This is a genomic window from Bradyrhizobium sp. in8p8 (assembly GCF_000426845.1).
GTDB classification, from domain to species: Bacteria; Pseudomonadota; Alphaproteobacteria; order Rhizobiales; family Xanthobacteraceae; genus Bradyrhizobium; species Bradyrhizobium japonicum_C.
The window spans coordinates 182073-206701 of record NZ_AUGD01000004.1; the positions used below are offsets into that span (position 1 = coordinate 182073).

Genomic DNA, 24629 nt, shown 5'->3' on the forward strand with positions numbered 1-24629 from the left:
GGCAGCGAGGAGTTATGACGCATCGACGTTTGGCACTGGCGGTGGGTGTAGCACTCGCGATCGCCACCTCATGTGCCACGGCCGCTCTCGCCCAGAAGGCCAGTCCGGCCGCGCAAGGTGCGCGGATCAGCGCGCTCATGAGCGCCGGCAAATATGCGGAAGCGCTTCCGCTCGCCCAGGCCATGGTCGCGAGCCTGGAGAAGACCAACGACGGTCGCGAACTGTCCGCCGCGCTCAACAATCTCGGCCAGGTCTATGCCGGCCAGGGCCGCGACGATCTGGCCGAGCCGGTCTACAAGCGCGCCATTGCGTTGATGGAGAAGTCGCTCGGCCTCGACACGGGCTTGATCGCGCCCGAACTGAACAACCTTGCCGCACTGTATCAACGGCAAGGCCGCTTCACTGAAGCGGAGCCGCTGTTCAAGCGCGCGCTCGCCGTCAGCGAAAAGAGCCTGTCGCGCGAGCATCCCGATATAGGCCGAGCTTTGAACAATCTCGCCACGCTCCATGTGAAGCAAGAGCGTTTTGCCGACGCCGAGCCGCTGTTTCAGCGGGCGCTCGCGATCTATCATCAAGCCGCCGGGCCCGAGCATCCCGCTGTTGCAACCGTCCTGAACAACATCGGTCAGCTCAATCGCGATCTCAATCGCGACGCCAATGCCGAAGCGCCGATCAAGCGCTCGCTCGCGATTCGCGAGAAAGTGCTGGGGCCGGAGCATCCCGACGTCGCCCGCTCGCTCAACAATCTAGCCGGGCTCTACGAGCACCAGAAGCGCCATGCGGAGGCAGAGCCCCTTTACCGCCGGGCCCTGGCGATACGCGAGCATGCACTCGGAGCCGATCACCCTGACGTCGCGACCTCGACGAGCAATCTTGCTCATTTCCTGCAAGCGACGGGACGGACGGTCGACGCTTTGCCGCTCGCGCAGAAGACGCTCGGCGCGAACCGTGCGCAGCTGCCCGTCGTGTTGCCGATCCTGTTCGCTGCGCGCCAGCAATCGCTGCTGGCGAGCGACAAGGCGCTCGATGACGCGCTCGCAGCGATCCAGCGCGGCACGCAATCCTCCGCAGCGTCTGCCGTGAACAAGCTTGCGGTGCGGCTTGCCGCCGGCACCGACCGGCTCGCCGAGCTCGTGCGCAAGGACCAGGATCTCGCGGCCGAAGCTGAAGCGCTCGACAAGGCGATCGTCGCTGCGGTGTCGAAGTCCTCGGCGCAACGCGATGTTGGGGCCGAGCAGCGCAGCCGGACGCGGATCGCTTCGATTGCGAACGAACGCGCGGCCCTGCAGAAGACGCTCGCCGTCGAGTTTCCCGAATATTCCTCGCTCTCCAATCCGCTCCCGCTGGCCGTGAAGGACATCCAGCCGTTGCTCTCGGCCGACGAGGCGATGGTGATCTATTCCGTCACCAAGGGTCAGAGCTATGTGGTCGCGATCACGCGCGAGGGTGTCGACTGGAAGGAGATCAATGTCGGAGCGGATCTGCTGGCGCAGAAGGTGTCTGCTTTTCGCAAGGGGCTCGACGTCGGCAAGGCGCGGGACAGCTCCGGAAAATCGGGACTGTTCGATCTTGCGCTGGCGCACGAGCTCTATCTCGCGCTGCTTGGCCCGGTCGAGGTGCTGACGAAGGACAAGCGTAACCTGCTGGTCGTGCCGTCGGCGGCGCTGACCGCGCTGCCGTTCCATCTGCTGGTCACGGAGAAGCCGCAGGCTCCGATCCCGGACAAGCTCGAAGGCTATCGCGATGCCACCTGGCTGCTGCGGCGTCAGGCGGTCTCGGTGCTACCGTCGGTGGTCAGCCTCAAATCCCTTCGGGCCTTTGCGCGCAGGGACCACGGCGTCAAGCCGATGACCGGTTTCGGCGATCCCGTGTTCAACCCTGCTGAAGGACCCGCCGATCGTCGTGCCGCGGGCGGCAAGATCGCCGCGCGCAGCATCGCGACGATTGCCTATGCCGAATTCTGGCGCGGTGCCGGTGTCGATCGCGCTCGACTGGCTCAGGCGTTGCCGCAACTGCCCGATACCGCCGATGAGCTTAACGCGGTGGCGAGGGACGTCGGTGCCGCCGCGGCCGACATCCATCTCGGCCGCGAGGCCAGCGAAACGACGCTGAAGCGTGCAGCGCTTGCCCAATACGGCATCGTCTACTTTGCCACCCATGGCCTCGTTGCCGGCGACGTCAAGGGATTGGGTGAGCCCTCGCTTGCACTTTCCATTCCCGACCAGCCAACGGAGCTCGACGACGGCCTGCTGACCGCGAGTGAGGTGGCCCAGCTCAAGCTCAACGCCGATTGGGTGGTGCTGTCCGCCTGCAACACCATCGCCGGGGACAAACCCGGCGCGGAAGCGCTGTCGGGATTGGCGCGCTCGTTCTTCTATGCCGGCGCGCGCGCATTGCTGGTCTCGCATTGGGCGGTGGATTCCGAAGCGGCCACCCGCCTGACCACGTCGACGTTCGCGCTGCTCAAGAACGAACCAGCGATCGGGCGTGCCGAGGCCCTGCGCCGCGCGATGTTAACGTTTGTTGATGACACCTCCTCGCCCCAGAACGCCTATCCGGCGATGTGGGCGCCATTCGCACTGATCGGCGAACGCGAGGTAAGATAAGAAGACGCGACGAGGAATTGTGCGTCGCAATAACCAGACATAACGCGCAACCACGCCTTTGGTTGCGCGATCATTGTGGTTTCTGCATGCGTCTACTCAGGGCTGACATGCGCGAAGTTTGGCGTGGTCCTTGAATAAACCAAATCCTGCGGGATCAGCTTGGCAACGCCAGCGTTCATCAGTATTAGGTCGTTCAGCCGAGGCCGAATGGCCCATTCATCACGGTGACCGCGATGGCGGCAAACTTGGTCGCGCTAAGTGTCGCGGGTTCTAGGAGGGTTTTTTCGTGCAAGAGACGGGCGTGCGCAACGGTGCCTTCGGCGCCGACAAATTCGGCTTAAAGAATCTCAAGCAGGTTCACTGGAATCTGGGTGCGCCGCAACTCTATCAATACTCGCTTGCTGCGGGTGAGGCGGTGCTCTCCTCGGACGGCGCGCTCTGTGCCGACACGGGCGAGTTCACCGGGCGCAGCCCGAAAGACAAGTTCACGGTGCGTGACGCCACCACCGACAAGAAGATGTGGTGGGCCGGCAACCAGTCGATCACCGCCGAGCAGTTCGAGACGCTCTATCAGGATTTCCTCAAGCACGCCGAAGGCAAGCGGCTGTTCGCGCAGGACCTCTATGGCGGCGCCGATCCGGCCTATCGGATCAAGACGCGCGTCTTCACCGAGCTCGCCTGGCACTCGCTGTTCATCCGCACGCTTCTGATCCGCCCCGAGGCAATCGAGCTGTCGACCTTCGTGCCGGAGCTCACCATCATCGACATGCCGAGCTTCCGCGCCGATCCCAAACGCCACGGCGTGCGCTCGGAGAACGTCGTCGCGATCGATTTCGCCCGCAAGATCGTCCTGATCGGCGGGTCTTATTATGCCGGCGAGATGAAGAAGTCGGTCTTCACCACGCTGAACTACTATCTGCCCGAGCGCGGCGTGATGCCGATGCACTGCTCGGCCAATGTCGGGGCCAAGGGCGACACCGCGATCTTTTTCGGCCTGTCCGGCACCGGCAAGACCACGCTGTCGGCCGACCCCAATCGCACGCTGATCGGCGACGACGAGCACGGCTGGGGCCCGAACGGCGTGTTCAATTTCGAGGGCGGCTGCTACGCCAAGTGCATCAAGCTGTCGAAGGAAGCCGAGCCGGAGATTTATGCGGCATCGACCCGCTTCGGCGCGGTGCTCGAGAACTGCGTGCTCGACGAGGACACACGCGTGGTCGATTTCGACGACGGCTCCAAGACCGAGAACACGCGCTCGGCCTACCCGCTCGACTTCATTCCGAACGCCTCGCGCACCGGCCGTGCGCCGCAGCCCAAGAACGTGGTGATGCTCGCCGCCGACGCCTTCGGCGTGCTGCCGCCGATCGCCAAGCTCTCGCCGGCGCAGGCGATGTATCATTTCCTGTCCGGCTACACCGCCAAGGTCGCCGGCACCGAGCGCGGTCTCGGCAACGAGCCGCAGCCGGAGTTCTCCACCTGCTTCGGCTCGCCCTTCCTGCCGCTCGACCCCTCGGTCTACGGCAACATGCTGCGCGACCTCATCGCCCAGCACAATGTCGATTGCTGGCTGGTCAATACGGGGTGGACCGGCGGCAAGTACGGTGTCGGCTCGCGCATGCCGATCAAGGTGACGCGCGCGCTGCTCACCGCAGCGCTCGACGGTTCGCTTCGCAACGTCGAATTCCGCACCGACAAGTATTTCGGCTTCGCGGTCCCCACCGCGCTGCCGGGCGTGCCTCACGAGATCCTCAACCCGGTCAATACCTGGAAGGACAAGGACGAGTTCGACAAGACCGCCCGCGCGCTGGTCGGCATGTTCCAGAAGAACTTTGCCAAGTTCGAAGCCCAGGTCGACGCGGAAGTGCGTGCGGCCGCGCCGGACGTGAAGCTGGCGGCGGAGTGATCGCTCTCCCTTCAATGCAAAGGGCGGCCGCAAGGCCGCCCTTTTTGTTTGTCGCACAATCTTTCCGCCGTCCTTGATGAGTTCGTGGACGCAGCTACGCCTTGAAGTACGCGATCTGCGTCGTGGTCGCGAGCAGGCGGCCGTTCGGCGACCACAGCTCGCCATGCTGATCGCCGTAGCTCCGGTGAAAGATCTTGGCGTCCGCGGTCGCCAGCACGCGCGTGGTGTCCTCGGCGGCGAGGTTTTCGCTCGTGGTGTGGAAGTAGGTCGTCAGCGACACCGTGCCGAACGGCACCAGCTCGCGTCGCGCATGGAAGACGCGGCCGAAGAAGGCGTCCGACATCGACATCAGCGACAGCATGTCGAGCTTGCGCGGCGTGCGGTCGCTGATCCAGAGCTTCGAATAGGTGCTGGCGGGGTCGGCCTGCCGCGGGCCGATCCGCATCTCGCCCTCGACGAAGCGGAATTCGTACTGGTTGGCCCACGCCGCCGAGATCTTCGGGAACGGCAGCGTCTGTTCGAACGGCGTCGCGTCGGGGACCTCGACCACCCGGTGCTCCCAGGACGGCCGGCGCTCGGCGAACACGGCGGTGGCGAGCGTTGCGACCTCGCCGCCGTTCTGCGACAGCTCCACGCTCCAATGCTGGCTGGAGCGGTTGGCCTTCACCAGCCGCACGTCGAGATCGAACGCTCCCTTGGCGATCGGCGCGCAGTAATTGACGGTCATTGCCAAGGGATCGCCGGCGCGTTGCGGGTGCTCCATCAGCGCGCGCAGGATGGTCGCGGCGGTGGCGCCGCCGAACGGACCGACGAAGGCCCAGTAATCGTCGCTGGTGTGCCCCTGCCAGCTTGAGTCACCGGCGGTGATGCGGGTGGCGTCGTCGAAGGGGTGCGGGAGCTTGGAGTGCATTGTTGGTCCTCGATGCCTCCACAGCCGTCATTGCCAGCGCAGCGAAGCAATCCGGGCTCTTTCCACGGAGACGGTCTGGATTGCTTCGCTGCGCTCGCAATGACGGCGGTTGAGGTTGCGGCGTCGTGTCACCGTGCCGCCTTGGGGATGATGGCGATCATATCATCATCCCTTGCAGAGGATGCAATAACCTCGCAGGTAACCCGCTTCCACACCGCGGAAAATCAGCCCGCGGCGTCGCGCAGGTTCGGCAGCAGCGGCGTGGTCGGATTGACTGGCACGTTCCAGATCTCCTCGGCGTATTCGCGGATGGTGCGGTCCGAGGAGAACCAGGCCATGCGCGCGACGTTGAGGATGGAGGCCCGCGTCCAGGCCGGTATCACCTGCCAGCGCGCATCGACCGCGCGCTGCGCCTCGTAATAGGAATCGAAATCGGCGCTGACCATGTAATGGTCGAGATAGCGCAGCGCATGCGCGATCGATTCGAAGCGGCCGGGGTCGCCGGGCGAGAACTCGCCGGCGCCGATCGCATTGATGGCGCGCTGCAGTTTCGGCGAATTGCGGATCACGTCCGATGCGTCCAGCCCCTGCTTGCGCCGGATCATGACGTCGCCGGCTTCCATGCCGAAGATCGCGATGTTCTCCGCGCCGACATGGTCGCGGATCTCGATATTGGCGCCGTCGAGCGTGCCGATCGTGATGGCGCCGTTGAGCGCCAGCTTCATGTTTCCGGTGCCGGAGGCTTCCATGCCGGCGGTGGAGATCTGCTCGGACAGGTCGGCCGCGGGAATGATCACCTCGGCGAGGCTGACATTGTAGTCAGGCAGGAACACGACCTTGAGCTTGCCGTCGATTGCGGGATCGTTGTTGACGATCTCGGCGACGTCGTTGATCAGCTTGATGATGAGCTTGGCGTAGCGATAGCTCGCCGCAGCCTTGCCGGCGAAGATCTTCACCCGCGGCACCCAGTTGCCGTTCGGATCGTCCTTGATGGCCTGGTACAGCGCGACCGTCTCGATGATGTTGAGCAGCTGGCGCTTGTACTCGTGGATACGCTTGATCTGCACGTCGAACAGCGCGCTCGGATCGACCTTGATGCCGAGCCGCTCGCCGATCACGCGCGCCAGGGCCGTCTTGTTGTGGTGCTTGACGTTGCGGAATCTCTTCTGGAATTCGACGTCGCTCGCGCGCGCCTCGATCAGGCCGAGCTGGGTCGGATCGTCGAGCACGGCATCGCCGCAGGTCTCGCGCAACAACTCGGTCAGCTTCGGGTTCGCCAGCATCAGCCAGCGGCGGAAGGTGATGCCGTTGGTCTTGTTGGTGATGCGGCCGGGATAGAGATGGTTGAGGTCGTGGAAAACGGTCTCGCGCATCAGGTCCGAATGCATCGCCGAGACGCCGTTGATGCGGTGCGAGCCGACGAAGGCGAGCTGCCCCATGCGCACACGGCGGCCGCTCTTCTCGTCGATCAGCGAGACCGAGGCGCGGAAGTCGATGTCGCCGGGGCAGCGTGCTTCGGCGAGCGCCAGATGCTGCACGTTGATGCGGTAGATGATCTCCAGATGCCGCGGCAGCAGCCGCTCGAACAGCTCGACCGGCCAGGTCTCGAGCGCCTCGGGCAGCAGCGTGTGGTTGGTGTAGGAGAGGGTGGCGACCGTGATCTTCCAAGCCTCGTCCCAGCGGAAATTGTGGAGGTCGACGAGGATCCGCATCAGCTCGGTTACGGCGAGGCTCGGATGGGTGTCGTTGAGCTGCACCGCGACCTTGCCTGCCAGGCTGCGCAACTGCCCATCGGACGACAGATGTCGCTTGACCAGGTCCTGAAGCGAGGCGGAGACGAAGAAATATTCCTGGCGCAGCCGCAGCTCGCGGCCCGCCGGGCTCTCGTCGTTCGGATAGAGGAACTTGCAGATCGCCTCCGCGCGCGCCTGTTCGGCGCTGGCGCTGACGTAATCGCCCTTGTTGAACGCGTCGAGCTTGAGCGGATCGGGCGAGCGGGCCGACCACAGCCGGAGCGCATTGACGTGCTGGCCGCGCCAGCCCACGATCGGCGTGTCATAGGCGATGGCCTGCACGGTCTCGGCCGGATGCCAGATCGCGCGGTCGCGGCCCTTGTCGTCGACATGCTCGACGCCGCCGCCGAAATTGACGTCGTAGATCACCTCGGGCCGCTGCAACTCCCAGGGGTTGCCGAAGCCCAGCCACTCGTCCGGATATTCCTGCTGCCAGCCCTGATTGATGATCTGGCGAAACAGGCCGTAATCGTAGCGGATGCCGTAGCCGATCGCGGGGATCGACAGCGTCGCCATGCTCTCCATGAAGCATGCCGCGAGCCGGCCGAGGCCGCCATTGCCGAGCGCGGCGTCTGGCTCGCATTTGCGCAACTCGGGCAGCGAGACGCCGAGATCGCCGAGCGCGAGCTCGAAGATCTTCAGAAGGCCCATATTGTTGAGCGCGTCGGTGAACAGGCGACCGATCAGGAATTCGAGCGAGAGATAATAGACCCGCTTGCGCCCGGTATCGTAGCTGTGCTTCTCGGCCGTGAGCCAGCGATGCACGATGCGGTCGCGCAGCGCCAGCGCCGCGGCCTGGTACCAGTCGTGCTTTGTCGCCATGCCCGCGTCCTTGCCGATGGCAAGGCGCAGCTTTGCCAGGATGGCGCCCTTGATCTCGGTCAGCGCGAGTTCGTCGATAGGCTGTCCGGGGGCGGAATAATTGGGCTGGAACGATGAATCCTGCAAAGCCTTCACTTCCTGGGTCGAAAGAGCTCTCAACTAACCCTACGCGTCCTGCCCTTGCACCGGAACTGTCGTCGGTGCGGTCGTGCATTGCGCTGGCGTAAATTTATGCAAGGAACGGGCCGACTTGGGTACCCGGGGGAGCACGGAGAAACCGGGATTCGGTGCTAGATTAAGGAAGATTCAGCCATCAGTATGGAGACGCCTCATGAGAACGCCCACGCGAGTGCTGATCGAAATCGCTACTGCCCTCCTCGTCGTCTGCATTGGCGCCTCCAGCGCGGCGCTTGGCGCCGGCAAATCCGGCCGCAGCCCCGACGGCCTCAGCTGCGGCTTCACGGTCCCGCAGAAGGCGTCTCCCGCAGCTCGCTGCGCTGCGATCAAGCGCCAATGTGGCGGCAAGTTCTACGCAAATGCGTGCGGTGACAGATTGATCTCCGCAGCAAGCTGAGAGCGCCGAAGGTTCAGCAGACTCAAGCCGCCTTCGTTTGCACCGCATCGCAAAACTGCGCCAGACGATCGGCGAGCCGCAGCGTTGCCGGACTCGCATTGGGCGAGGCCATCAGTGCGAGCTCGGTCTTGTTGATCGGTGCAAAGCCTTCCTTCGCCGTCAGCACGCGGTGGTCTGAGAGGATCGACATCTCCGACAGGATGCTCAGCCCCATGCCGGCGGCGACCGCGGCCTGGATGCCGGCGAGGCTCGATGACGTGTAGGCGGTGTGCCAGGCGCGGCCCGCGCTTTCCAGCGCGTGGATGGCGCCGGCGCGATAGATGCAGCCGAGCGGAAAGCCGATCAGCGGCACGGACGGCACGTCGACGTCGACCGGATGGCTCTTGCTGGTGACCCAGTGCACCCGCTCCGGCCACACCGCGACCGCGCCCTTCTCGCCGGCCTCCCGCTTGTAGAGCGCAAGATCGAGCTCGCCGCGTTCGAGATCGTGGGCGAGGTGCTTGCTCTGGCCCGCGCGCACGTCGAGGCGCAGGCGTGGATGCGAGCGCGAGAACGCGCCCAGCAGCTTCGCCAGGCGGTAGGCCGCGAAATCCTCGGGAATACCGAGCCGGATCGCGCCCTCGCCGTCGGGCTGGCGCAACACGTCGCGCGCCTCCTCGGCGAGCGAGAGCAGCCGGCGCGCATAGGAAAGCAGCCGCTCGCCCGCCTCGGTCGGGCGCACGTCCTTGCCGTCGCGATGCAGAAGCACCTGACCGACATCCTCCTCCAGGCGCTTGATCTGCTGGCTCACGGTCGATTGCGTGCGGTGGACGCGCGCGCCGGCGCGGGTGAAGCCGCCGGCCTCGACGACCGAGACGAAGCTGCGCAGCAGCTCCAGATCGAGCATTGCGGCCTCCATTCGAAAATCCACTGATATGGAGTTAATCATTTAATTTCCAAATGGCAAGCGATCTCCCTAGATCGAGGGCTCAGGAGAATGCCGCATGTCGCTCGCTCCCTCGGTTTCTGTTCCTCGCAGCCGTTTCAACACGCTGCCGCTCGCTATCGGTCTGTTCTGCCTGCTCTGGAGCTACGCCTTCATCGCCGGCAAGATCGGCGTCACCCATTGCCCGCCGCTGATCCTGCTCGCCGCCCGCTTCTCGCTCGCAGGCATTCTGATCCTGGGCGCCACGATGATACGGGGCGATGATTGGTCCCTGTCCTGGCGCGACGCTGCGGTCTTCGCAGTGCTCGGCATCGCCAACAACGCGCTCTATCTCGGGCTCGGCTACACCGGCCTGCAATCGGTTTCCGCCGGTCTTGGTGGCCTGATCGTCTCGGCGAACCCGGTGTTCACGGCCGCGCTCGCCGCGCTTCTCCTCGGCGAGGGCATGACCTGGCGCAAGGCGGGCGGCCTCATGCTCGGCGTGATCGGCGTGACGGCGATTGTCTGGCACCGTCTCTCGGTCGGCACGGACTCGCTGCACGGCATCCTCTTCACGCTGGCCTCGCTGGCTTCGATCGTCGCCGGCACCATCCTGTTCAAGCTGCTCGCGCCGAAGGGGTCGTTGTGGATCGGCAACGGCGTCCAGAACCTCGCCGCCGGCATCGTGCTGACGCCGGTCGCGTTCACCTTCGCCGATATCCACGCGATCGACTACACGCCGAGTCTGATCGGCGCGTTCGCCTTCCTCGTGCTCGGCGGCTCGATCCTCGCCTACTGGCTCTGGTTTCATCTGCTGAAGGTGTGTGGGGCCACCGCTGCCAGCGCCTATCATTTCCTGATGCCACCGCTCGGCATGCTGTTCGCGTTTGTCGTACTCGGAGAGCATGTCGAGGCGCGCGATCTCTTGGGAATCATCCCGGTGGCGCTCGGCATCTATCTGGTGACGCGACTGGCGAAGGCGGCGGCGTCTGCAAGCTGAGAAAGCCCTGCTGTCTCCCCAACGTCCGGCTAGTCTTTCCGGAACACGATCGACGCCATCCATCCCGTCATCAGAGCCATCGCCACTGTTGCAAGGCCGTAGAGCAACCCGTTGTGCCGCGCACTGTTGGCGACGAACTGCTCGAAGCCGACCTTGACGATCTCGAAGGCGGTGTCGGTCTTGCCGATGAACGCCCCGTTCGCAAACAGCTTGATCTCGACCTGATAGGTGCCGATCGGGACCTCTCCCGGCAGTGGAATGCCGGTCCGGAACAGGGTCGGCGTCAGGAACGTCACCGCGCTCGAATCCTCGCGGTAGAGGCCGCGCTGGGTGCGCAGGCGAATGAAGGCCGAGCGGAACACATCGTGGGGCACCACGTCGGCGTAATCGCCGCCGACTCGCTGCGTCAGCAGCACGTTGTTGAGCCCGATCTGCTGTCGCCGCGCGATCTCGGGCGAGGTGATCGCATCGAAGGGGCGGTTGGCGAACAGCGCGAGATAGCTCGGCACCTGCAGGAACTGCCGGTAGTCGGTGTTGATCCAGATCCCGAAGGTGCGCTCCTTGCGCCGCGTCACCATGTCCGCGCGCGGGCCCATCACGGTGACCACGAGATCGTAGGCCGTGCGGTCGGCCGGCGTCGTGGCGTCCTTTTCCACCGAGCCGAACAGCACCAGCTCCTCGCCCGAATAGTTCGGCGTCACCGTGACCCGATGGTTGGAGACTGACACGATCAGCCGCTCGGCCCGCGCGGCGCCGCCGAGCAGCAGGACGAGAGCGATGGCGAGAAGCACGCGAATCATCCGCTCACTCCGAGCTCGCGGATGGTGAAGAGGTCCGAGGGCTGGATCACCAGCTCGATCGCAAAGCGGATTCCGACCGAGAGGATCAAGAGGCCGAGCAGCAGCCGCAGCTGCTCGCCGCGGATCTTCTGGCCGGCGCGGGCACCGAACTGCGCACCGGTAACGCCGCCCACCATCAGGATCAGCGCCAGCACGGCGTCGACCAGGTGATTGGTCACGGCGTGCAGCATGGTCGCGAACAGCATCGTGACCAGCGTCAGCACCATCGAGGTTCCGATCACCGTCGAGGTCGGGACTCTGAGCAGATAGATCATGACCGGCACCAGGATGAAGCCGCCGCCGATGCCCATGATGGCGCCGATGAAGCCGATCGCGATGCCGACGACCACGACCGGAATTACCGAGAGATAGATCTTCGAGCGCTTGAACCGCATCTTCAGCGGCAGGCCGTGGATCCAGTTGTGCGTGCGGCGTGGCGGCAGCGCGCCGCGTCGGGTGCGCATCAAGGCGCGCAGGCCCTCGTAGAACATCAGGCCGCCGACCGTGGTGAGCAGCACGACGTAGGACAGCGCAATCATCAGATCGAGCTGGCCGAGCGCGCGCAGCTGCGTGAACGCCCAAACCCCGAGCGCCGTGCCGGTCACCCCGCCGCAGAGCAGCACGGTCGCCAGCGCCGGATCGATCGCGCGCCGCCGCCAGTAAGAGAGCGCGCCGGAAAAGGACGAGGCCGCGATGTGGCTGGCGACGGAGGCGACCGCGACGGCCGGCGTGATGCCGATGAAGATCAGCAGCGGCGTCATCAGAAAACCGCCGCCGATCCCGAACATGCCCGAGACGAAGCCGACCGCCGCGCCCATGGCGAGCACCAGGAAGACGTTGACCGGGAGGTCGGCGATCGGAAGGTAGAGCTGCATCGAAGGACCACGCTCCGGCGAGACGGATCGATTGCGCGGAATGCCCGCCGGACGGTCGGAACGATTGCCGCGCCCTTCAATAGCGGAATTTGCCGGCCGGCGGGACCGGGAATTTCGGGCGTGGTGAATGGGCGCGACGGCGGTATCGACGCTTTTGCTCCTCACCCCGAGGAGCCGGCGCAGCAGGCGTCTCGAAGGGCGAGGCCCGGACCGAGAGGCGGGCCTGCATGGTTCGAGACGCGCGCGAGGGCGCGCTCCTCACCATGAGGGGAGAGATTTCAATGCGCCGCGGATGCCGAGCGCTTGGTTGCGACTTGCTTCGGCGCCGGCTTGGCGTTCGCCTGCGGCGCGCTGTCCCAGCCTCCGGCGGGCGTCGCAACGTTGACGGCGTCGTCGGGCTGGGGCTCGGCGCTGAAGGTCTGGATCGCGAGCTTGGCCGCAGCGAGCGATTGCGGGTCGAGGCGCTTGGCGACGTCGTCGCGCTTGCCGGCGGCGTCCGCATCGCCCTGCGCGGCCGCCAGGCTGAACCATTTGTAGGACTCGGCGAGGTTCTGTTCGACGCCGATGCCGCGGGCATAGAGAATGCCGAGGTTGAACTGGCTGTCGGCGACGCCGCGATCGGCCGCCTTGCGGAACCACTGGGCCGCGCTCTTGTAGTTCGCGCCGCGTCCGCCGCCGTCGGCATCGAGCACCGCGAGGTTGTGCATCGCCTTCGCGTTGCCGCGCTCCGCAGCCTGCGTGTAGTAGCGTCGGGCGATGTCGGCGTCCTTCTTCACGCCGAGGCCCTTTTCGTACAGCGTTCCGAGCCGGAAGATCGCGGGCACCACGCCGGCCTGCGCCGCGCGGTCGTACCATTTGGCGGCTTCGTCGTAGTTCGTGGCGACGCCCTTGCCTTCGGCGAAGCGCAGGCCGATTTCGTAGGCCGCGGTCGCATCGCCCTTCATCGCGGCGGTGCGCAAGGCCGGGCCGCCGATTCCGTCGGGCAATCTCTCGCTCGGCGGCACCTGGACCAGGCCGAGCTTGGCGCGGCTCGTCCCCGACAACGCGCCGGTGATTTCGCCGGCGGCCGGCGGCAGCGGAGCCGCGGCGGGTGCGGGCGGGATTTCGACCGAGGCCGCGCTGCCCGGATTGGCCGCTTGCGCCGGCGCGGCATTGTTCTGGGACTGCCGTCCGATCGGCGTCGGCGATGTCATCGACGGCGTCACCTGCTCCGGTGTTGCCGGCTTTGTTTCGACTGGAGGCGGCGGGGCGGGCGCCGCCGGCTCGCTCGGAATGTTCTGCATCGCCTGCGGCGCCGGCGGCGGGCCGTCGCCGTCGAGCAGGTTCATCGCCATCTTGAAGGTACCGAGCACGATCACGACCACGCTCGCGCCGACCAGCAGCGAACGGATCTTCGAGGTGATGGTCGAACCGCCGTCCTTGCCCGTTTCCTTCGAACGGTCGGTCCCCGCCTTGGCGGCGCGGCCGGTCTTTTCCGGCTGGGCTGCGGCAGCCTGGGCGGCCCGGCGCGCGGCGGCGATGAAGCTCGATGACGACACCGGCTCTTTCGGCCCGGCGGGAATTTCGCTGATCGCGCTCTCGGACGCCGCGATGCGCTCCGATGGCGTGGCGACGCGTCCGCCTGGCCGTGTGCCTGGCTCGAGCGGATGATCCGGCGGCAATTCCGGCGCCAGGGCGGCGCGTGGCGGGGCCGTATGCGGCTCCAGGATCTCGCTGATCGCGCGCGGCGGAATGGGGGGCATCGCCGGTACCGGGGGCGGCGCGGCGGGAGCGGCGGCATGGAATTCGCGCGGCGCGGCGACGAAGGCGGCGGCCTGTGCGGCTTGCGCGGCGGCGGGGTTGGGCAGCTCTGGCTTCGGATCGTATTTCGGCGGCTGTGCTTGCGGCCGCGGCTCGCGCGCCATCGGCGCGGGCTCCATCGGAGCCGCGGACGGCATCGGCTGCGGAGCGGCGGGCTGCGGCGCAGTGCGCACCCCGCGAAGATCGCCCTCGATCATCGAGAGGCGATCGACGACGTGGCCCAGCGCGCTGTGGACGGCTTCGAGCGAATCCTGGGTGTGCCGGTTGGTCTCGGCCTGGCTGAAACGGATGTCGGAGAGCTCGCGCTTGACGAGATCGACCATGTCGGGATCGGCGGCCGGCGCGGAGTTGCGGCTTTCGGCCAGCGCGGCATAGGTCGCCTGCTGCCGCTCCAGGTGCCTGAGGATGTCGTGCAGCCCGTCCTCGACGCGGCTCAGGTTGCCGTTGCGCGGATCGGAGGCGGCCTCGATCCGTTCCAGCAGATACGAGACGCGCTGCTCGAGATGGGCGAAGGTGGAGGCCGAGTCGTTGCCGACCTGCATGCGGTCGAAGCGGTCCGACAGCGCGCGGATTGCGGCTTCGAGATGCTCGGTGCTTTCGGACGGCTGAGGCCGCTCGCGGGTTTCGAGCGCGGCGGTGAGCGCGGCAATGCGCTGTTCCAGCACCGTAAAGCTGTCACCCTGGCCGGAGGCGCGGGTGATCTGGTCGACCTTGGACGACAGCAGCTGCACGTCTTCGGACAGCCGCGCGAGCGCTTCGTTGGAGGCGACATTGGAGACGATGGCGCGCAGCGCGGAGATCGCGCCTTCGAGCTGCTGAACGGTCGAAGGATCGTCATTCGCGCGCAGGATCAGGTCGAGCTTGGCTCCGAGATTGCGGATCGCCTCGTCATAGCCGGTGAGCTGCTCGGCAGGCGTCAGCGTGCGCAGCACCTGCTTGATCTCGGACAGCGCGTGCTCGATCCCCGACAGCACCTGGCCGTCGGTGCCGTTGGACCGCGTCTCGTCGATCCGACGGTGCAGCGAGCGGATCTCGTTCTCGATCGATTCGATCGCGCGCCGCGGCATCGCCTCGGTGATGGCGGCACGGATTTCGGCAAGCTCGCTGCGGAAGGCGTTGATCGCCTGCTCGGTATTGTCGGGACGCTGCAGCGACTCGATCTGGCTCGTGATCTTGAGCAGATGGCGCTCGAGCGAGGAGAAATCCGGCCCCGGCTGCGGAGGCGGCGGCGGCGCGTAGGCAGGGCCGGGCGGCGCCACTGGAGGCGCGTAAGGAGCCGCCGTGGGTGCAATCGGCGGCGCGGCGCGCGGCGGCATCTGCCTCGGCGTAAAGCCATCGAGCTCGCTCTGGCGCGCGGTGATCTCGGCGACCGCGACGTCGAATGAAGCCGGACTAAGGGGAGGGGAGTTGCGATAGACTTGAGCCGCCGCGCGCTCGACCGCATCGGCCTGGCGCTGGCGCGCCTCGATGGGCGAGGCCGCAGGAGCCGGACGCGGCGCCTGAGGCTGTTGCGGACGGGAGATTTGCGACAGGCGTGCGTCGAGCCGCGAGATCGCGTCGTTGAGCTGGCGCGCGACGCCCTGCTCGCGCGAGATCTCCTGGCGCGGCGTGGGCTTCGAAATCCGTTCGATCTGCTGGGTAATCGCGTCGAGCCGCTGGTGAATGTCGGCGACTTCGCGGCTCTCCTGACTCGGCATGTGCTGCGGACGCTGGTCGTAGGCCGCGCGAAAGTTCGGCGGGGCAGTCTCGCCGAGCGTGGAGTTCAGCCAGTCGTTGAGCGACATGCCGGCCCTGCGCGCAGCAGCTTCGGCCCGCTCCCGGACGGATGGATCGATGCCGTCAGCACTCCACGATACGCGCGAATTCATGACTCTGTCCGGTTCCGACTCCGGCGCCCCACCCGGCGCCTCCAGCCTCCCCACGCGTGCCGGTTGCAAACACAATCGAATTTGGCGCGGGTCGTCTGCCTCGAAAACCGACTTTTTCCTGTTACGGTAAATAACGGGTTAAGGAATGCAGGCCCGGTGTCTTAAAGTTGGCCGCGGGAACTTGGGGCCTGGCGTTCGGCCTTCGCCCAGTGGTCGGTGCGCTGCCTGCCCTGCATGCGGGGAGGGCTGGGGCTGGGAAGAGGGTGCTTCGGCCCCGGGGCAATCCGCAAGAGGACAAGCCCCCTCACCCGGCGCTTCGCGCCGATCTCTCCCGCAAGCGGGAGAGCTGACCAGCACCGCCGGCGCCGATCTACCCCTTCCCCTCGCGCTTGCCATCCTCCAGCGGCACCACCGTGCCCTTGCCACTCTCCGCCGACAGCGCCTCCAGCGCCTCCTCGCAGAAATCGGCCACCATCTGCTCGTGGCGGGCCCCGAGACGGAGCAGCAAGAGGTTGCCAAGGTCGAGCCGGCCTTCTGCCCTGCCGTCGGGAAAGCGCTTCTTCAGGATCCGCTCGTAGTTGGCATGGCGGTCGCGATGGTGCTCCAGGCGGGCCATCAGGTCGGTCCGCAGGGGCTCGATGTCGATGCTGTCGAGCGCGTGCAGGCGCACCAGCAGGTCGTCCTTGGTCGAGGCTGGCGTGCTTGGCCGCGCGGCCCAGTGCCGCAGCGCTGTTCTACCCTCGGGCGTCAGCGTATAAACGAGCTTGTTGGGCTTGCCTGTTTGCACGACCTCGCGGCCCTGGATGTAGCCGCGGTCGCGCAGCTTGGAGAGCTCGCGGTAGATCTGCTGGTGGTCGGCCTTCCAGAAGAAGCCGATCGAGGAATCGAAGGTCTTGGCGAGCTCGTAGCCAGTCATCGGACGTTCCGTCAGGCATGCGAGGATTGCGTCGCCCAGTGCCATGATCGGCCTCCTTCTTCGGTTCGACCAAGTTGCTTGACTTTATGCGCATCGGCGCATATGCGTCAATGTGCATATGAGGCAGCATGCAGGCGGGCCGAAGGCCCGGCTGAAAAATCCAGCGCAATCAACTCCCCCGCTACTGTGCATGGGGTTGTTTTCGCACTTTGCCCTTGGCCTAGGGAGGCACCTGAGAATGACCGGCCTCGATTCCTGGTACGCCTACATGAAGTCCCACGACCGCGCCGCGCTCCGGGACCTGCTGCATCCCGATGCCATGTTCGAGAGCCCCGTCGTGCATTCACCGCAGCGCGGGCGCGACATCACCTTCAAATATCTCTCCAGCGCCGAGAAGGTGCTCGGCGGCCCCGGCTTCACCTATGTCGGCGAGTGGAAGAACGAGCGCGGTGCCGTGCTTGAATTCAAGACCATGATCGACGGCATCGAGATCAACGGGGTCGACATCATCAGCTTCGACAGCGAGGGACGCATCACCCATTTCAAGGTGATGGTGCGCCCGCTCAAGGCGATCAACATGCTGCACCGCCTGATGGCGGACCAGCTTGCCGCCGCCCAACCATAAGCCCAACATCATCCCCACAAGGCCCATGCCGGGAGAACGCCATGCCGATCTATAAAGCCCCCGTCGAAGACGTGAACTTCCTGCTCAACGACGTCTTCCAGATCGACCGCTACGACAATCTGCCGGGGTTCTCTGACGCGTCGAGCGACTTGCGCGAAGCCATTCTCGGCGAAGCCGCCAAGCTCGCCGAAGAGGTGCTGCAGCCGCTCAATCGCGTCGGCGACCTCGAAGGCTGCAAGCGCGCCGAGGACGGCAGCGTCACCACGCCGAAAGGCTTCAAGGAGGCGTTCAAGCAGGTCGCCGAGGGCGGCTGGCTCGGCCTCTCGGCGCCGACCGAATATGGCGGGCAGGGCCTGCCGGTGACGCTCTCCCAGGCGGTCAACGAGTTCCAGATCTCCGCCAACATGGCGTTCTCGATGTATGGCGGCCTCACCATGGGGGCGACCGCGGCGCTGCTGGTGCATGGCTCTCCGGAGCAGAAGAAGACCTATGTGCCGAAGATGATTGCGGGTGAGTGGACCGGCACCATGAACCTGACCGAGCCGCATTGCGGCACCGATCTCGGCATGCTCCGCACCAAGGCGGTGCGGCAGGCGGACGGCAGCTTCAAGATCACGGGCACCAAGATCTTCATCTCGGCCGGCGAGCATGATCTCGCCGACAACATCATCCACCTCGTGCTTGCCCGCATCGAGGGCGCGCCCGCCGGCATCAAGGGCGTCTCGCTGTTCGTGGTGCCGAAATTCCTGGTCAATGCCGACGGTTCGCTGGGGCAACGCAACGGCGTCGTCTGCGGCTCGATCGAGCACAAGATGGGCATCCACGGCAATTCCACCTGCGTGATGAACTACGACAACGCCACGGGCTGGCTGATCGGCGAAGAGAACAAGGGCATGCAGGGCATGTTCGTGATGATGAACGAGGCCCGCCTCGGCGTCGGCGTGCAGGGGCTCGCGCAGTCCGAGGTCGCCTATCAGAACGCGGTCGCCTATGCCCGCGAGCGCATCCAGGGCCGTTCGCTGACCGGTGCGAAGGCGCCGGACAAGCCGGCCGATCCGATCATCGTGCATCCGGACGTGCGCCGCACGCTGCTCTCGATCCGCGCCTTCAACGAGGCCGCGCGGGCCTTCGTGATCTGGACCGCGCTGAAGAGCGACGTCGCCCATCGCTCCGAGGATCCGAAGGACCGCCAGGCCGCCGACGACCACATGGGCCTGATGACGCCGGTGCTGAAGGGCTTCCTCACCGATTACGGCTTCGCCAACGCGGTGCAGGCGCAGCAGATGTATGGCGGTCACGGCTACATCGCCGAGCAGGGCATGGAGCAGTTCGTGCGCGATGCCCGCATTGCGATGATCTATGAGGGCGCCAACGGCATCCAGGCGCTGGACCTCGTCGGCCGCAAGCTGCCGCGCGACGGCGGCCGCGCCATCATGGCCTTCTTCGGCGAGGTCATGGCCTTTGCCAAGGAGAACGGCGGCGACGAGGCGCTCAAGCCCTTCATCGCCCCGCTGTCGACCTCGCTCGGCCATCTCCAGCAGGCGACGACCTGGCTGATGCAGAACGCGATGGCGAAGCCGGATAATGCCGGTGCCGCTGCAACCGATTACCTGCATCTCTTCGGCTTCGTCGCGCTCGGCTACATGTGGGCGAAGATGGCGAAGGTGACGAATGCGAAGATTGCCGAGAGCGGGGCGACGCCCTATCTCTCCACGAAACTCGTCACCGGCCGTTTCTTCATGGAGCGGATGCTTCCGGAGACCGCGGCCAATCTCGCGCGCATCCAGGCCGGCTGCGCCACCATCATGGAATTGCCGGCGGAAGCGTTCTGAGCCTGCTTCCGCTGCCTGCTCCCAATCGTCTCGAAAATCACATCAGGAGGGCGTCATGCCTGAGGCATTCATCTACGATCACGTTCGCACCCCCCGTGGCCGCGGCAAGGCGGACGGCGCGCTGCACGAAGTCACTGCGCTGGCACTTGCCACGGTGCCGCTGAAGGCGCTGAAGGACCGTAACAACCTGCCGGAAGATTCGGTCGACGACGTCGTGCTCGGCGTGGTCGATCCCGTCGGCGAGGCGGGTTCCGACATCGCGCGCTTCGCCGCGCTGAAGGCCGGTCTCGGCGAAGCCGTGCCCGGCGTGCAGATCAGCCGCTTCTGCGCCTCCGGCCTCGACGCCGTGAACTTTGCTGCCGCACAGATCATGAGCGGCCAGCATGAGCTCGTGATCGGCGGCGGCGCCGAATCGATGAGTCGCGTCGGCATCGGCGCCTCAGGCGGCGCCTGGCCGATGGACCCGTCGATCGCGGTGCCGGCATATTTCATGCCGCAGGGCGTCTCGGCCGATCTGATCGCGACCAAGTACGGCTTCTCGCGCGACGACGTCGACGCCTATGCCGTGCAGAGCCAGCAGCGCGCGGCCAAGGCCTGGGACGAGGGACGCTTCGACAAGTCGGTCGTGCCGGTGAAGGACATCAACGGCCTCACCATCCTCGCCAAGGACGAGCACATGCGTCCCTCGACGACGATGCAGTCGCTGGCACAGCTGCAGCCGTCGTTCACGATGATGGCGCAGATGGGCGGCTTCGACGGCGTCGCAGTGCAGTCGCACCCGGAGATCGAGCGCGTCAATTACGTGCACCATGCCGGCAACTCCTCGGGCATCGTCGACGGCGCCGGCGCCGTGCTGCTCGGCAGCAAGGAAGCCGGCAGCAAGTACGGCCTGAAGCCGCGCGCAAAGATCCGTGCGTTCGCCAACATCGGCTCGGAGCCCGCGATGATGCTGACCGGTCCGGTCGACGTCACCGAGAAGCTCTTCGCGCGTTCGGGCATGAAGAAGACGGACATCGATCTGTTCGAGCTCAACGAGGCTTTCGCATCCGTCGTGCTCCGCTACATCCAGGCCTTCGACATCGACAACGCCAAGATCAACGTCAATGGCGGCGCCATCGCCCTCGGCCATCCGCTCGGCGCAACCGGCGCGATGATCCTCGGCACCGTGCTCGACGAGCTCGAGCGTACCAACAAGTCCACCGCCCTCGTCACGCTGTGCATCGGCGGCGGCATGGGCACCGCGACCATCATCGAGCGCGTGTAAGGGCAGGGAGCAACCAACATGTCGTACAAGAACTTCAAGGTTGAGACCGATTCCGACGGCATCGCGCTCGTCACCTGGGATATCCCGGGCCGTTCGATGAACGTGCTCGACGAGACCTCCACCAACGAACTCGAGGCGATCGTCAAGGCGACCACGGCGGATGCTGCGGTGAAGGGCGTCGTCATCACCTCGGCCAAGGAGGCCTTCTGCGCCGGGGCGGACCTCTCCATGCTCGAAGGCATGAACCAGGCCTACGCAAAAGTCTTCAAGGAGCAGGGCGAGACCGCGGCGAACCAGATGCTGTTCGACCAGAGCCGGCGCTTCTCGCAGGTGCTGCGCTCGATCGAAACCTCAGGCAAGCCCTGGGCGGCCGCGATCAACGGCCTCGCGCTCGGTGGCGGCTTCGAGATCACGCTGTGCTGCCACTATCGGGTCGCGGCGGAGAATCCCAAGACCCGCCTCGGCCTGCCCGAGGTCAAGGTCGGCTTGTTCCCCGGCGCCGGCGGCACGCAGCGGGTGCCGCGTCTTGTGCCGCCGCAGGACGCCATGACGATCCTGCTCAAGGGCGATCCTGTGACGGTGGAGAAGGCCAAGGCGCTGAATTTGATTCACGCCGTCGTTCCCGCCGCCGATCTCGTCAAGGCCGCGAAGGACTGGATCAAGGGTGGCGGCAAGGCCGTCGCGCCCTGGGACGAGAAAGGCTTCAAGCTTCCGGGCGGTCCGGTGTTCTCCAAGGCCGGCATGATGATGTTCCCGGCTGGCAACGCCATCTATCGCCGCGAGACTTACGACAATTACCCGGCCGCTCGCGCGATCATGAGCTGCGTCTATGAGGGCCTGCAGCTGCCGATCGATGCCGCACTGCGTGTGGAGTCGCGCTACTTCACTTCGGTGCTGCGATCCAAGGAAGCGGCGGCGATGATCCGCAGCCTGTTCCTGTCGATGCAGGAGCTCAATAAGGGCGCGCGCCGTCCGAAGGACGTGGCCCCGACCAAGGTGAAGAAGATCGCCGTGATCGGCGCCGGCTTCATGGGCGCGAGCGTCGGCTACGTCTCGGCCCGCGCCGGCCTCGACGTCGTCCTGATCGACCGCGACCAGGAGAGCGCCGACAAGGGTAAGGCGCATGCGCAGAAGGTGATCGAGGAGCAGATCAAGAAGGGCCGCGCCAAGCCTGCGGATGCCGAAGCACTGCTCGCGCGGATCACGCCGACCGCGGACTACGCCGCGCTGAAGCACGTCGATCTCGTCATCGAGGCCGTGTTCGAGGACCGCAAGGTCAAGGCGGACACCTTTGCCAAGGCGCAGCAATATCTCAAGCCCGACGTGATCTTCGCCTCCAACACCTCGACGCTGCCGATCACCTCGCTGGCCGAGAGCTTCAAGGACCAGGGCAAGTTCATCGGCATCCACTTCTTCTCGCCCGTCGAGAAGATGATGCTGGTCGAGATCATCCTCGGCAAGAACACCGGTGACGTCGCACTCGCGACCGCGCTCGATTACGTCCGCCAGATCGGCAAGACGCCGATCGTGGTCAACGACTCCAGAGGCTTCTTCGCCAACCGCTGCGTCGGCCGCTACGTCGCCGAAGGCAACGAGATGTTCCTGGAAGGCGTGCCGCCGGCGATGATCGAGAACTGCGCCAAGATGGCCGGCATGCCTGTCGGCCCGCTCTCGCTCTCGGACGAGGTCGCGCTCGACCTCGGCCTCAAGATCATGAAGGCGACGGAAGCCGATCTTGGCCCCAATGCCATCAATCCCGACCAGAAGAAGCTGATGGTGGAGATGGTCGAGAAGCAGGGCCGCCTCGGCCGCAAGAACGGCAAGGGCTTCTACGATTACCCTGAGAAGGGCAAGGGCCAGAAGAGCCTGTGGCCGGGCTTGTCAGCGCTGCAGCCGAAGCAACTCGACCCTGACACGCTCGACGTCGAGGAGCTGAAGCAGCGCTTTTTGGTGGTACAGGCGGTGGAAGCCGCGCGCACGGTGGAGGACCACGTCATCACCGATCCGCGCGAGGCGGATGTCGGCTCGATCCTCGGCTTCGGCTTCGCGCCGTTCACCGGCGGCACGCTGTCCTATATCGACTTCATGGGCACGAAGAAGTTCGTCGAGCTCTGCCGAAAGCTCGAGGCCAAGTACGGCTCGCGCTTCACGCCGCCGAAGCTGCTGGAGGAGATGGCAGCCAAGGGCGAGACCTTCTATGGTCGCTTCGCGCCGAAGAAGGCAGCGGCTTGAGTAGCACGTGTAGCGGGGATTGCGCTGCACGCTTTCATGGTGGCGCAGGAACGACAGGCAGGCCGGATCATCGATCCGGCCTTTCTGTTGTGCCGGCCTTCGCCTGCTAACCGGTTCCCTGCCGCACCAGCGCCGCTGCAGATCCTCGCTGCCGTCAGGCGCTCCGCACTGGCATCCCGCTTGCTAACGCATTCACAAGATGACCATTCGCATTGGAAGTGTCCCGCAATGAGCCTCACACCGTTTCAGGATGGTGCGGCCGGCGTGCGCGCAAGATATTCTCCGATGTTGGTCCTCGATCGGCCGCGCGCAGGTCCCAGAATCATGCGGCGGCGCAGAAAAATACCGTCCTGGATCGGTTGGGCCTTACTCGTTTTGACCGCCGATGTGGTTATGGCTTTGCTTGCCTGGTTCGCCGTTGGTTTCGTCCTGCATTGAGAGTTCTCCTCTGTACAGATGAAACGTCGCTGCGAGGTAGGCGAACTGGCCCATCATGAGGCAAGCGGTCACGATCGGAATACCCGCCCAAAATCCGAACTCCGAGCTCTGGAGCACGGTTGCTGCAACAATCGCAGTCGCCGGTGAAACGAGCAACAGAGCCCAGACCCGAAAGAACAGTCCCGTCGCAAGTCCCGCGATTCCGCTCGCGACCAAGAGAAGTAGTACGATCGTCACGATAGAATCCCAATTCAGCAGTCCGCGTTGCGGTTCCTAGCTGAAGTTGAGCCAACGAGATTGCTCTCACAAGGATGGTGACGACTGCGGAGCGGACAAGGCGGGGTTATTGTTAACCGGGACAATGCGTATCAAATTGACATCGCCACGCCGAGACGCGGGTCTTCAAGTCGGTATCTTTCAAGCCGGTATCTTGATGAACTGTCGGCCGCCGCAACTGCTGGTCCATGAGGTCGCCGTGGCCGGAACTTGTGCCCCACGCTGTCACGGGCGGTCTATCGGCGTTCATCTGGACAATCACCGGACCTTCGGTCACGATTTGATCGTTGTCGAGTCCCAGCGCCGGGAGCAGGTCGCTGGACTTCAGCTTCAGATCGTCCCCGCGATTTCGAGCTTCATGCGCCTCTGTCGACCTCGCCCCGCTCATATGACAATGCTGCTTCCAGAGCAGCAATGTGGGGGACAGCGAGCAGGCACCGGGCGAACGGGAGAGTTCGCGGTATTTGCGCCCGAGGCTTTTCTCGGCCGAAAGAGCAACTACATGCACCTGCTTTGATAGTCAAGATTGATGCAGCTGCATCAAATGAGGTAAGAGTCGGACGACGAGCTTGAGCGGGACCATGAAACGCAGACCATCGACCGAGGCAACGGCCGCCTGGATCCGCCTGATGCGGGTGCAGAGCCGCGTGCTCGATTGCGTCGAGCAGGACTTGAAGAAAGCCGGCTTTCCACCACTGGCCTGGTATGACGCGCTGCTCGAATTGTCGCGGGCGCCCTCGGGCGAACTGCGCCCGGTCGAACTCGAGCGGCAGATGCTGATCCCCCAATATTCCACATCGCGGCTGATCGACCGCCTGGTCGATGAGGGCCTTGCCTCGCGGCGCGAATGCAAGATCGACAAGCGCGGCCAGTTCGTGGAGATCACGGAAGCCGGCCGCGAGCTGCAGAAGCGGATGTGGGGCGCCTATTCCGCTGCGATCGAAAAATATGTCGGTTCGAAACTGTCAGATGCCGACGCCGTCAAGCTCAGCGGTCTGCTCGACCGCCTGGGCTGCTCGTGCGGCGAGATGAAACTGCCGCCCGCGGGCGCCAACGAAAGCATGCCGTCGCGATGATCGCGCGGCAAACCCGCTCGCCCGCGCACCCGGTGGGTTCGCGGACGATCCCTGTCACCCGCGCGCGTTCGGTCGA

The 24629-nt window shown here is 65.4% G+C and carries 18 protein-coding genes; 9 read left to right on the plus strand and 9 right to left on the minus strand.

Translation table 11 applies throughout. The features are described from left to right. The first annotated feature begins 14 nt into the window (after positions 1–14). Both K408_RS0113455 and K408_RS0113460 read left to right on the plus strand, forming a co-directional pair. Positions 15–2606, plus strand: a complete 2592-nt coding sequence (locus tag K408_RS0113455) for a CHAT domain-containing tetratricopeptide repeat protein (RefSeq protein ID WP_024339147.1) — start codon at positions 15–17, stop codon at positions 2604–2606. 286 nt (positions 2607–2892) lie between these two features. Then, positions 2893–4509: a phosphoenolpyruvate carboxykinase gene (locus tag K408_RS0113460; RefSeq protein WP_024339146.1), complete on the plus strand. Its 1617-nt coding sequence runs from the start codon at positions 2893–2895 to the stop codon at positions 4507–4509. Between the two features lie 94 nt (positions 4510–4603). Here the strand turns inward: K408_RS0113460 and K408_RS0113465 are convergent, their stop codons facing one another. Both K408_RS0113465 and K408_RS0113470 read right to left on the minus strand, forming a co-directional pair. Continuing rightward, the gene (locus K408_RS0113465) at positions 4604–5419 is read right to left on the minus strand and encodes an acyl-CoA thioesterase (RefSeq protein WP_024339145.1); all 816 of its coding nucleotides are present in this window, start codon (positions 5417–5419) and stop codon (positions 4604–4606) included. A 224-nt stretch (positions 5420–5643) separates the two neighbouring features. After that, positions 5644–8160, minus strand: a complete 2517-nt coding sequence (locus K408_RS0113470; RefSeq protein ID WP_024339144.1) for a glycogen/starch/alpha-glucan phosphorylase — start codon at positions 8158–8160, stop codon at positions 5644–5646. Between the two features lie 205 nt (positions 8161–8365). Here K408_RS0113470 and K408_RS0113475 point away from each other — a divergent pair, with 205 nt between their 5' ends. Next, entirely contained in the window at positions 8366–8608 is a 243-nt protein-coding gene (locus K408_RS0113475; RefSeq protein WP_024339143.1) for a hypothetical protein, read from the plus strand. A 22-nt stretch (positions 8609–8630) separates the two neighbouring features. On the opposite strand, the gene K408_RS0113480 is transcribed toward K408_RS0113475, so the two are convergent. Further along, a complete protein-coding gene (locus K408_RS0113480) occupies positions 8631–9494 on the minus strand; it encodes a LysR substrate-binding domain-containing protein (protein ID WP_024339142.1) in 864 nt (287 codons plus the stop codon). A gap of 97 nt (positions 9495–9591) precedes the next feature. On the opposite strand from K408_RS0113480, the gene K408_RS0113485 reads away from it, so the two are divergent. Next, positions 9592–10512 carry a DMT family transporter gene (locus K408_RS0113485; RefSeq protein WP_024339141.1) on the plus strand — a complete coding sequence of 307 codons (921 nt, stop codon included), beginning with the start codon at positions 9592–9594 and terminating at the stop codon, positions 10510–10512. 29 nt (positions 10513–10541) lie between these two features. Here the strand turns inward: K408_RS0113485 and K408_RS0113490 are convergent, their stop codons facing one another. The 4 genes from K408_RS0113490 to K408_RS0113505 all read right to left on the minus strand — a co-directional run bounded on the left by K408_RS0113490 (position 10542) and on the right by K408_RS0113505 (position 16855). Then, entirely contained in the window at positions 10542–11312 is a 771-nt protein-coding gene (locus K408_RS0113490) for a TIGR02186 family protein (RefSeq protein WP_024339140.1), read from the minus strand. Next, positions 11309–12226: a sulfite exporter TauE/SafE family protein gene (locus K408_RS0113495; RefSeq protein WP_024339139.1), complete on the minus strand. Its 918-nt coding sequence runs from the start codon at positions 12224–12226 to the stop codon at positions 11309–11311. The genes K408_RS0113490 and K408_RS0113495 overlap by 4 nt, the downstream gene beginning before the upstream one ends. A 278-nt stretch (positions 12227–12504) precedes the next feature. Beyond that, positions 12505–15894 carry a tetratricopeptide repeat protein gene (locus K408_RS0113500; protein WP_024339138.1) on the minus strand — a complete coding sequence of 1130 codons (3390 nt, stop codon included), beginning with the start codon at positions 15892–15894 and terminating at the stop codon, positions 12505–12507. A gap of 370 nt (positions 15895–16264) precedes the next feature. Beyond that, entirely contained in the window at positions 16265–16855 is a 591-nt protein-coding gene (locus K408_RS0113505) for a PadR family transcriptional regulator (protein ID WP_024339137.1), read from the minus strand. 193 nt (positions 16856–17048) lie between these two features. Here K408_RS0113505 and K408_RS0113510 point away from each other — a divergent pair, with 193 nt between their 5' ends. The 4 genes from K408_RS0113510 to K408_RS0113525 are packed head-to-tail and all read left to right on the plus strand — an operon-like array spanning position 17049 to position 22763. Beyond that, positions 17049–17435, plus strand: coding sequence for a nuclear transport factor 2 family protein (locus tag K408_RS0113510; protein WP_024339136.1), 387 nt, complete (start codon positions 17049–17051; stop codon positions 17433–17435). A gap of 41 nt (positions 17436–17476) precedes the next feature. Continuing rightward, a complete protein-coding gene (locus K408_RS0113515; protein ID WP_024339135.1) occupies positions 17477–19267 on the plus strand; it encodes an acyl-CoA dehydrogenase C-terminal domain-containing protein in 1791 nt (596 codons plus the stop codon). Between the two features lie 55 nt (positions 19268–19322). Then, a complete protein-coding gene (locus K408_RS0113520; protein ID WP_024339134.1) occupies positions 19323–20531 on the plus strand; it encodes an acetyl-CoA C-acetyltransferase in 1209 nt (402 codons plus the stop codon). Positions 20532–20549: 18 nt separating this feature from the next. Beyond that, positions 20550–22763 carry an FAD-dependent oxidoreductase gene (locus K408_RS0113525; protein ID WP_024339133.1) on the plus strand — a complete coding sequence of 738 codons (2214 nt, stop codon included), beginning with the start codon at positions 20550–20552 and terminating at the stop codon, positions 22761–22763. Positions 22764–23129: 366 nt separating this feature from the next. Here the strand turns inward: K408_RS0113525 and K408_RS38025 are convergent, their stop codons facing one another. Further along, positions 23130–23438: a hypothetical protein gene (locus K408_RS38025; RefSeq protein WP_024339132.1), complete on the minus strand. Its 309-nt coding sequence runs from the start codon at positions 23436–23438 to the stop codon at positions 23130–23132. A gap of 112 nt (positions 23439–23550) precedes the next feature. Next, positions 23551–23985, minus strand: a complete 435-nt coding sequence (locus K408_RS40275) for a glutathione S-transferase family protein (RefSeq protein WP_155248406.1) — start codon at positions 23983–23985, stop codon at positions 23551–23553. 73 nt (positions 23986–24058) lie between these two features. On the opposite strand from K408_RS40275, the gene K408_RS0113540 reads away from it, so the two are divergent. Further along, the gene (locus K408_RS0113540; protein WP_024339130.1) at positions 24059–24553 is read left to right on the plus strand and encodes a MarR family winged helix-turn-helix transcriptional regulator; all 495 of its coding nucleotides are present in this window, start codon (positions 24059–24061) and stop codon (positions 24551–24553) included. Positions 24554–24629 lie beyond the last annotated feature (76 nt).

Excerpts from the sequence above, each read along its gene's own strand:
- K408_RS0113495 (WP_024339139.1), bottom strand. The coding sequence starts at position 12,226 with ATGCAGCTCTACCTTCCGATCGCCGACCTCCCGGTCAACGTCTTCCTG.
- K408_RS0113510 (WP_024339136.1), top strand. The coding sequence starts at position 17,049 with ATGACCGGCCTCGATTCCTGGTACGCCTACATGAAGTCCCACGACCGC.
- K408_RS0113520 (WP_024339134.1), top strand. The coding sequence starts at position 19,323 with ATGCCTGAGGCATTCATCTACGATCACGTTCGCACCCCCCGTGGCCGC.
- K408_RS0113490 (WP_024339140.1), bottom strand. The coding sequence starts at position 11,312 with ATGATTCGCGTGCTTCTCGCCATCGCTCTCGTCCTGCTGCTCGGCGGC.
- K408_RS0113475 (WP_024339143.1), top strand. The coding sequence starts at position 8,366 with ATGAGAACGCCCACGCGAGTGCTGATCGAAATCGCTACTGCCCTCCTC.
- K408_RS0113525 (WP_024339133.1), top strand. The coding sequence starts at position 20,550 with ATGTCGTACAAGAACTTCAAGGTTGAGACCGATTCCGACGGCATCGCG.
- K408_RS0113465 (WP_024339145.1), bottom strand. The coding sequence starts at position 5,419 with ATGCACTCCAAGCTCCCGCACCCCTTCGACGACGCCACCCGCATCACC.
- K408_RS0113500 (WP_024339138.1), bottom strand. The coding sequence starts at position 15,894 with ATGAATTCGCGCGTATCGTGGAGTGCTGACGGCATCGATCCATCCGTC.
- K408_RS0113455 (WP_024339147.1), top strand. The coding sequence starts at position 15 with ATGACGCATCGACGTTTGGCACTGGCGGTGGGTGTAGCACTCGCGATC.
- K408_RS0113540 (WP_024339130.1), top strand. The coding sequence starts at position 24,059 with ATGAAACGCAGACCATCGACCGAGGCAACGGCCGCCTGGATCCGCCTG.
- K408_RS0113505 (WP_024339137.1), bottom strand. The coding sequence starts at position 16,855 with ATGGCACTGGGCGACGCAATCCTCGCATGCCTGACGGAACGTCCGATG.
- K408_RS0113485 (WP_024339141.1), top strand. The coding sequence starts at position 9,592 with ATGTCGCTCGCTCCCTCGGTTTCTGTTCCTCGCAGCCGTTTCAACACG.
- K408_RS0113480 (WP_024339142.1), bottom strand. The coding sequence starts at position 9,494 with ATGCTCGATCTGGAGCTGCTGCGCAGCTTCGTCTCGGTCGTCGAGGCC.
- K408_RS0113515 (WP_024339135.1), top strand. The coding sequence starts at position 17,477 with ATGCCGATCTATAAAGCCCCCGTCGAAGACGTGAACTTCCTGCTCAAC.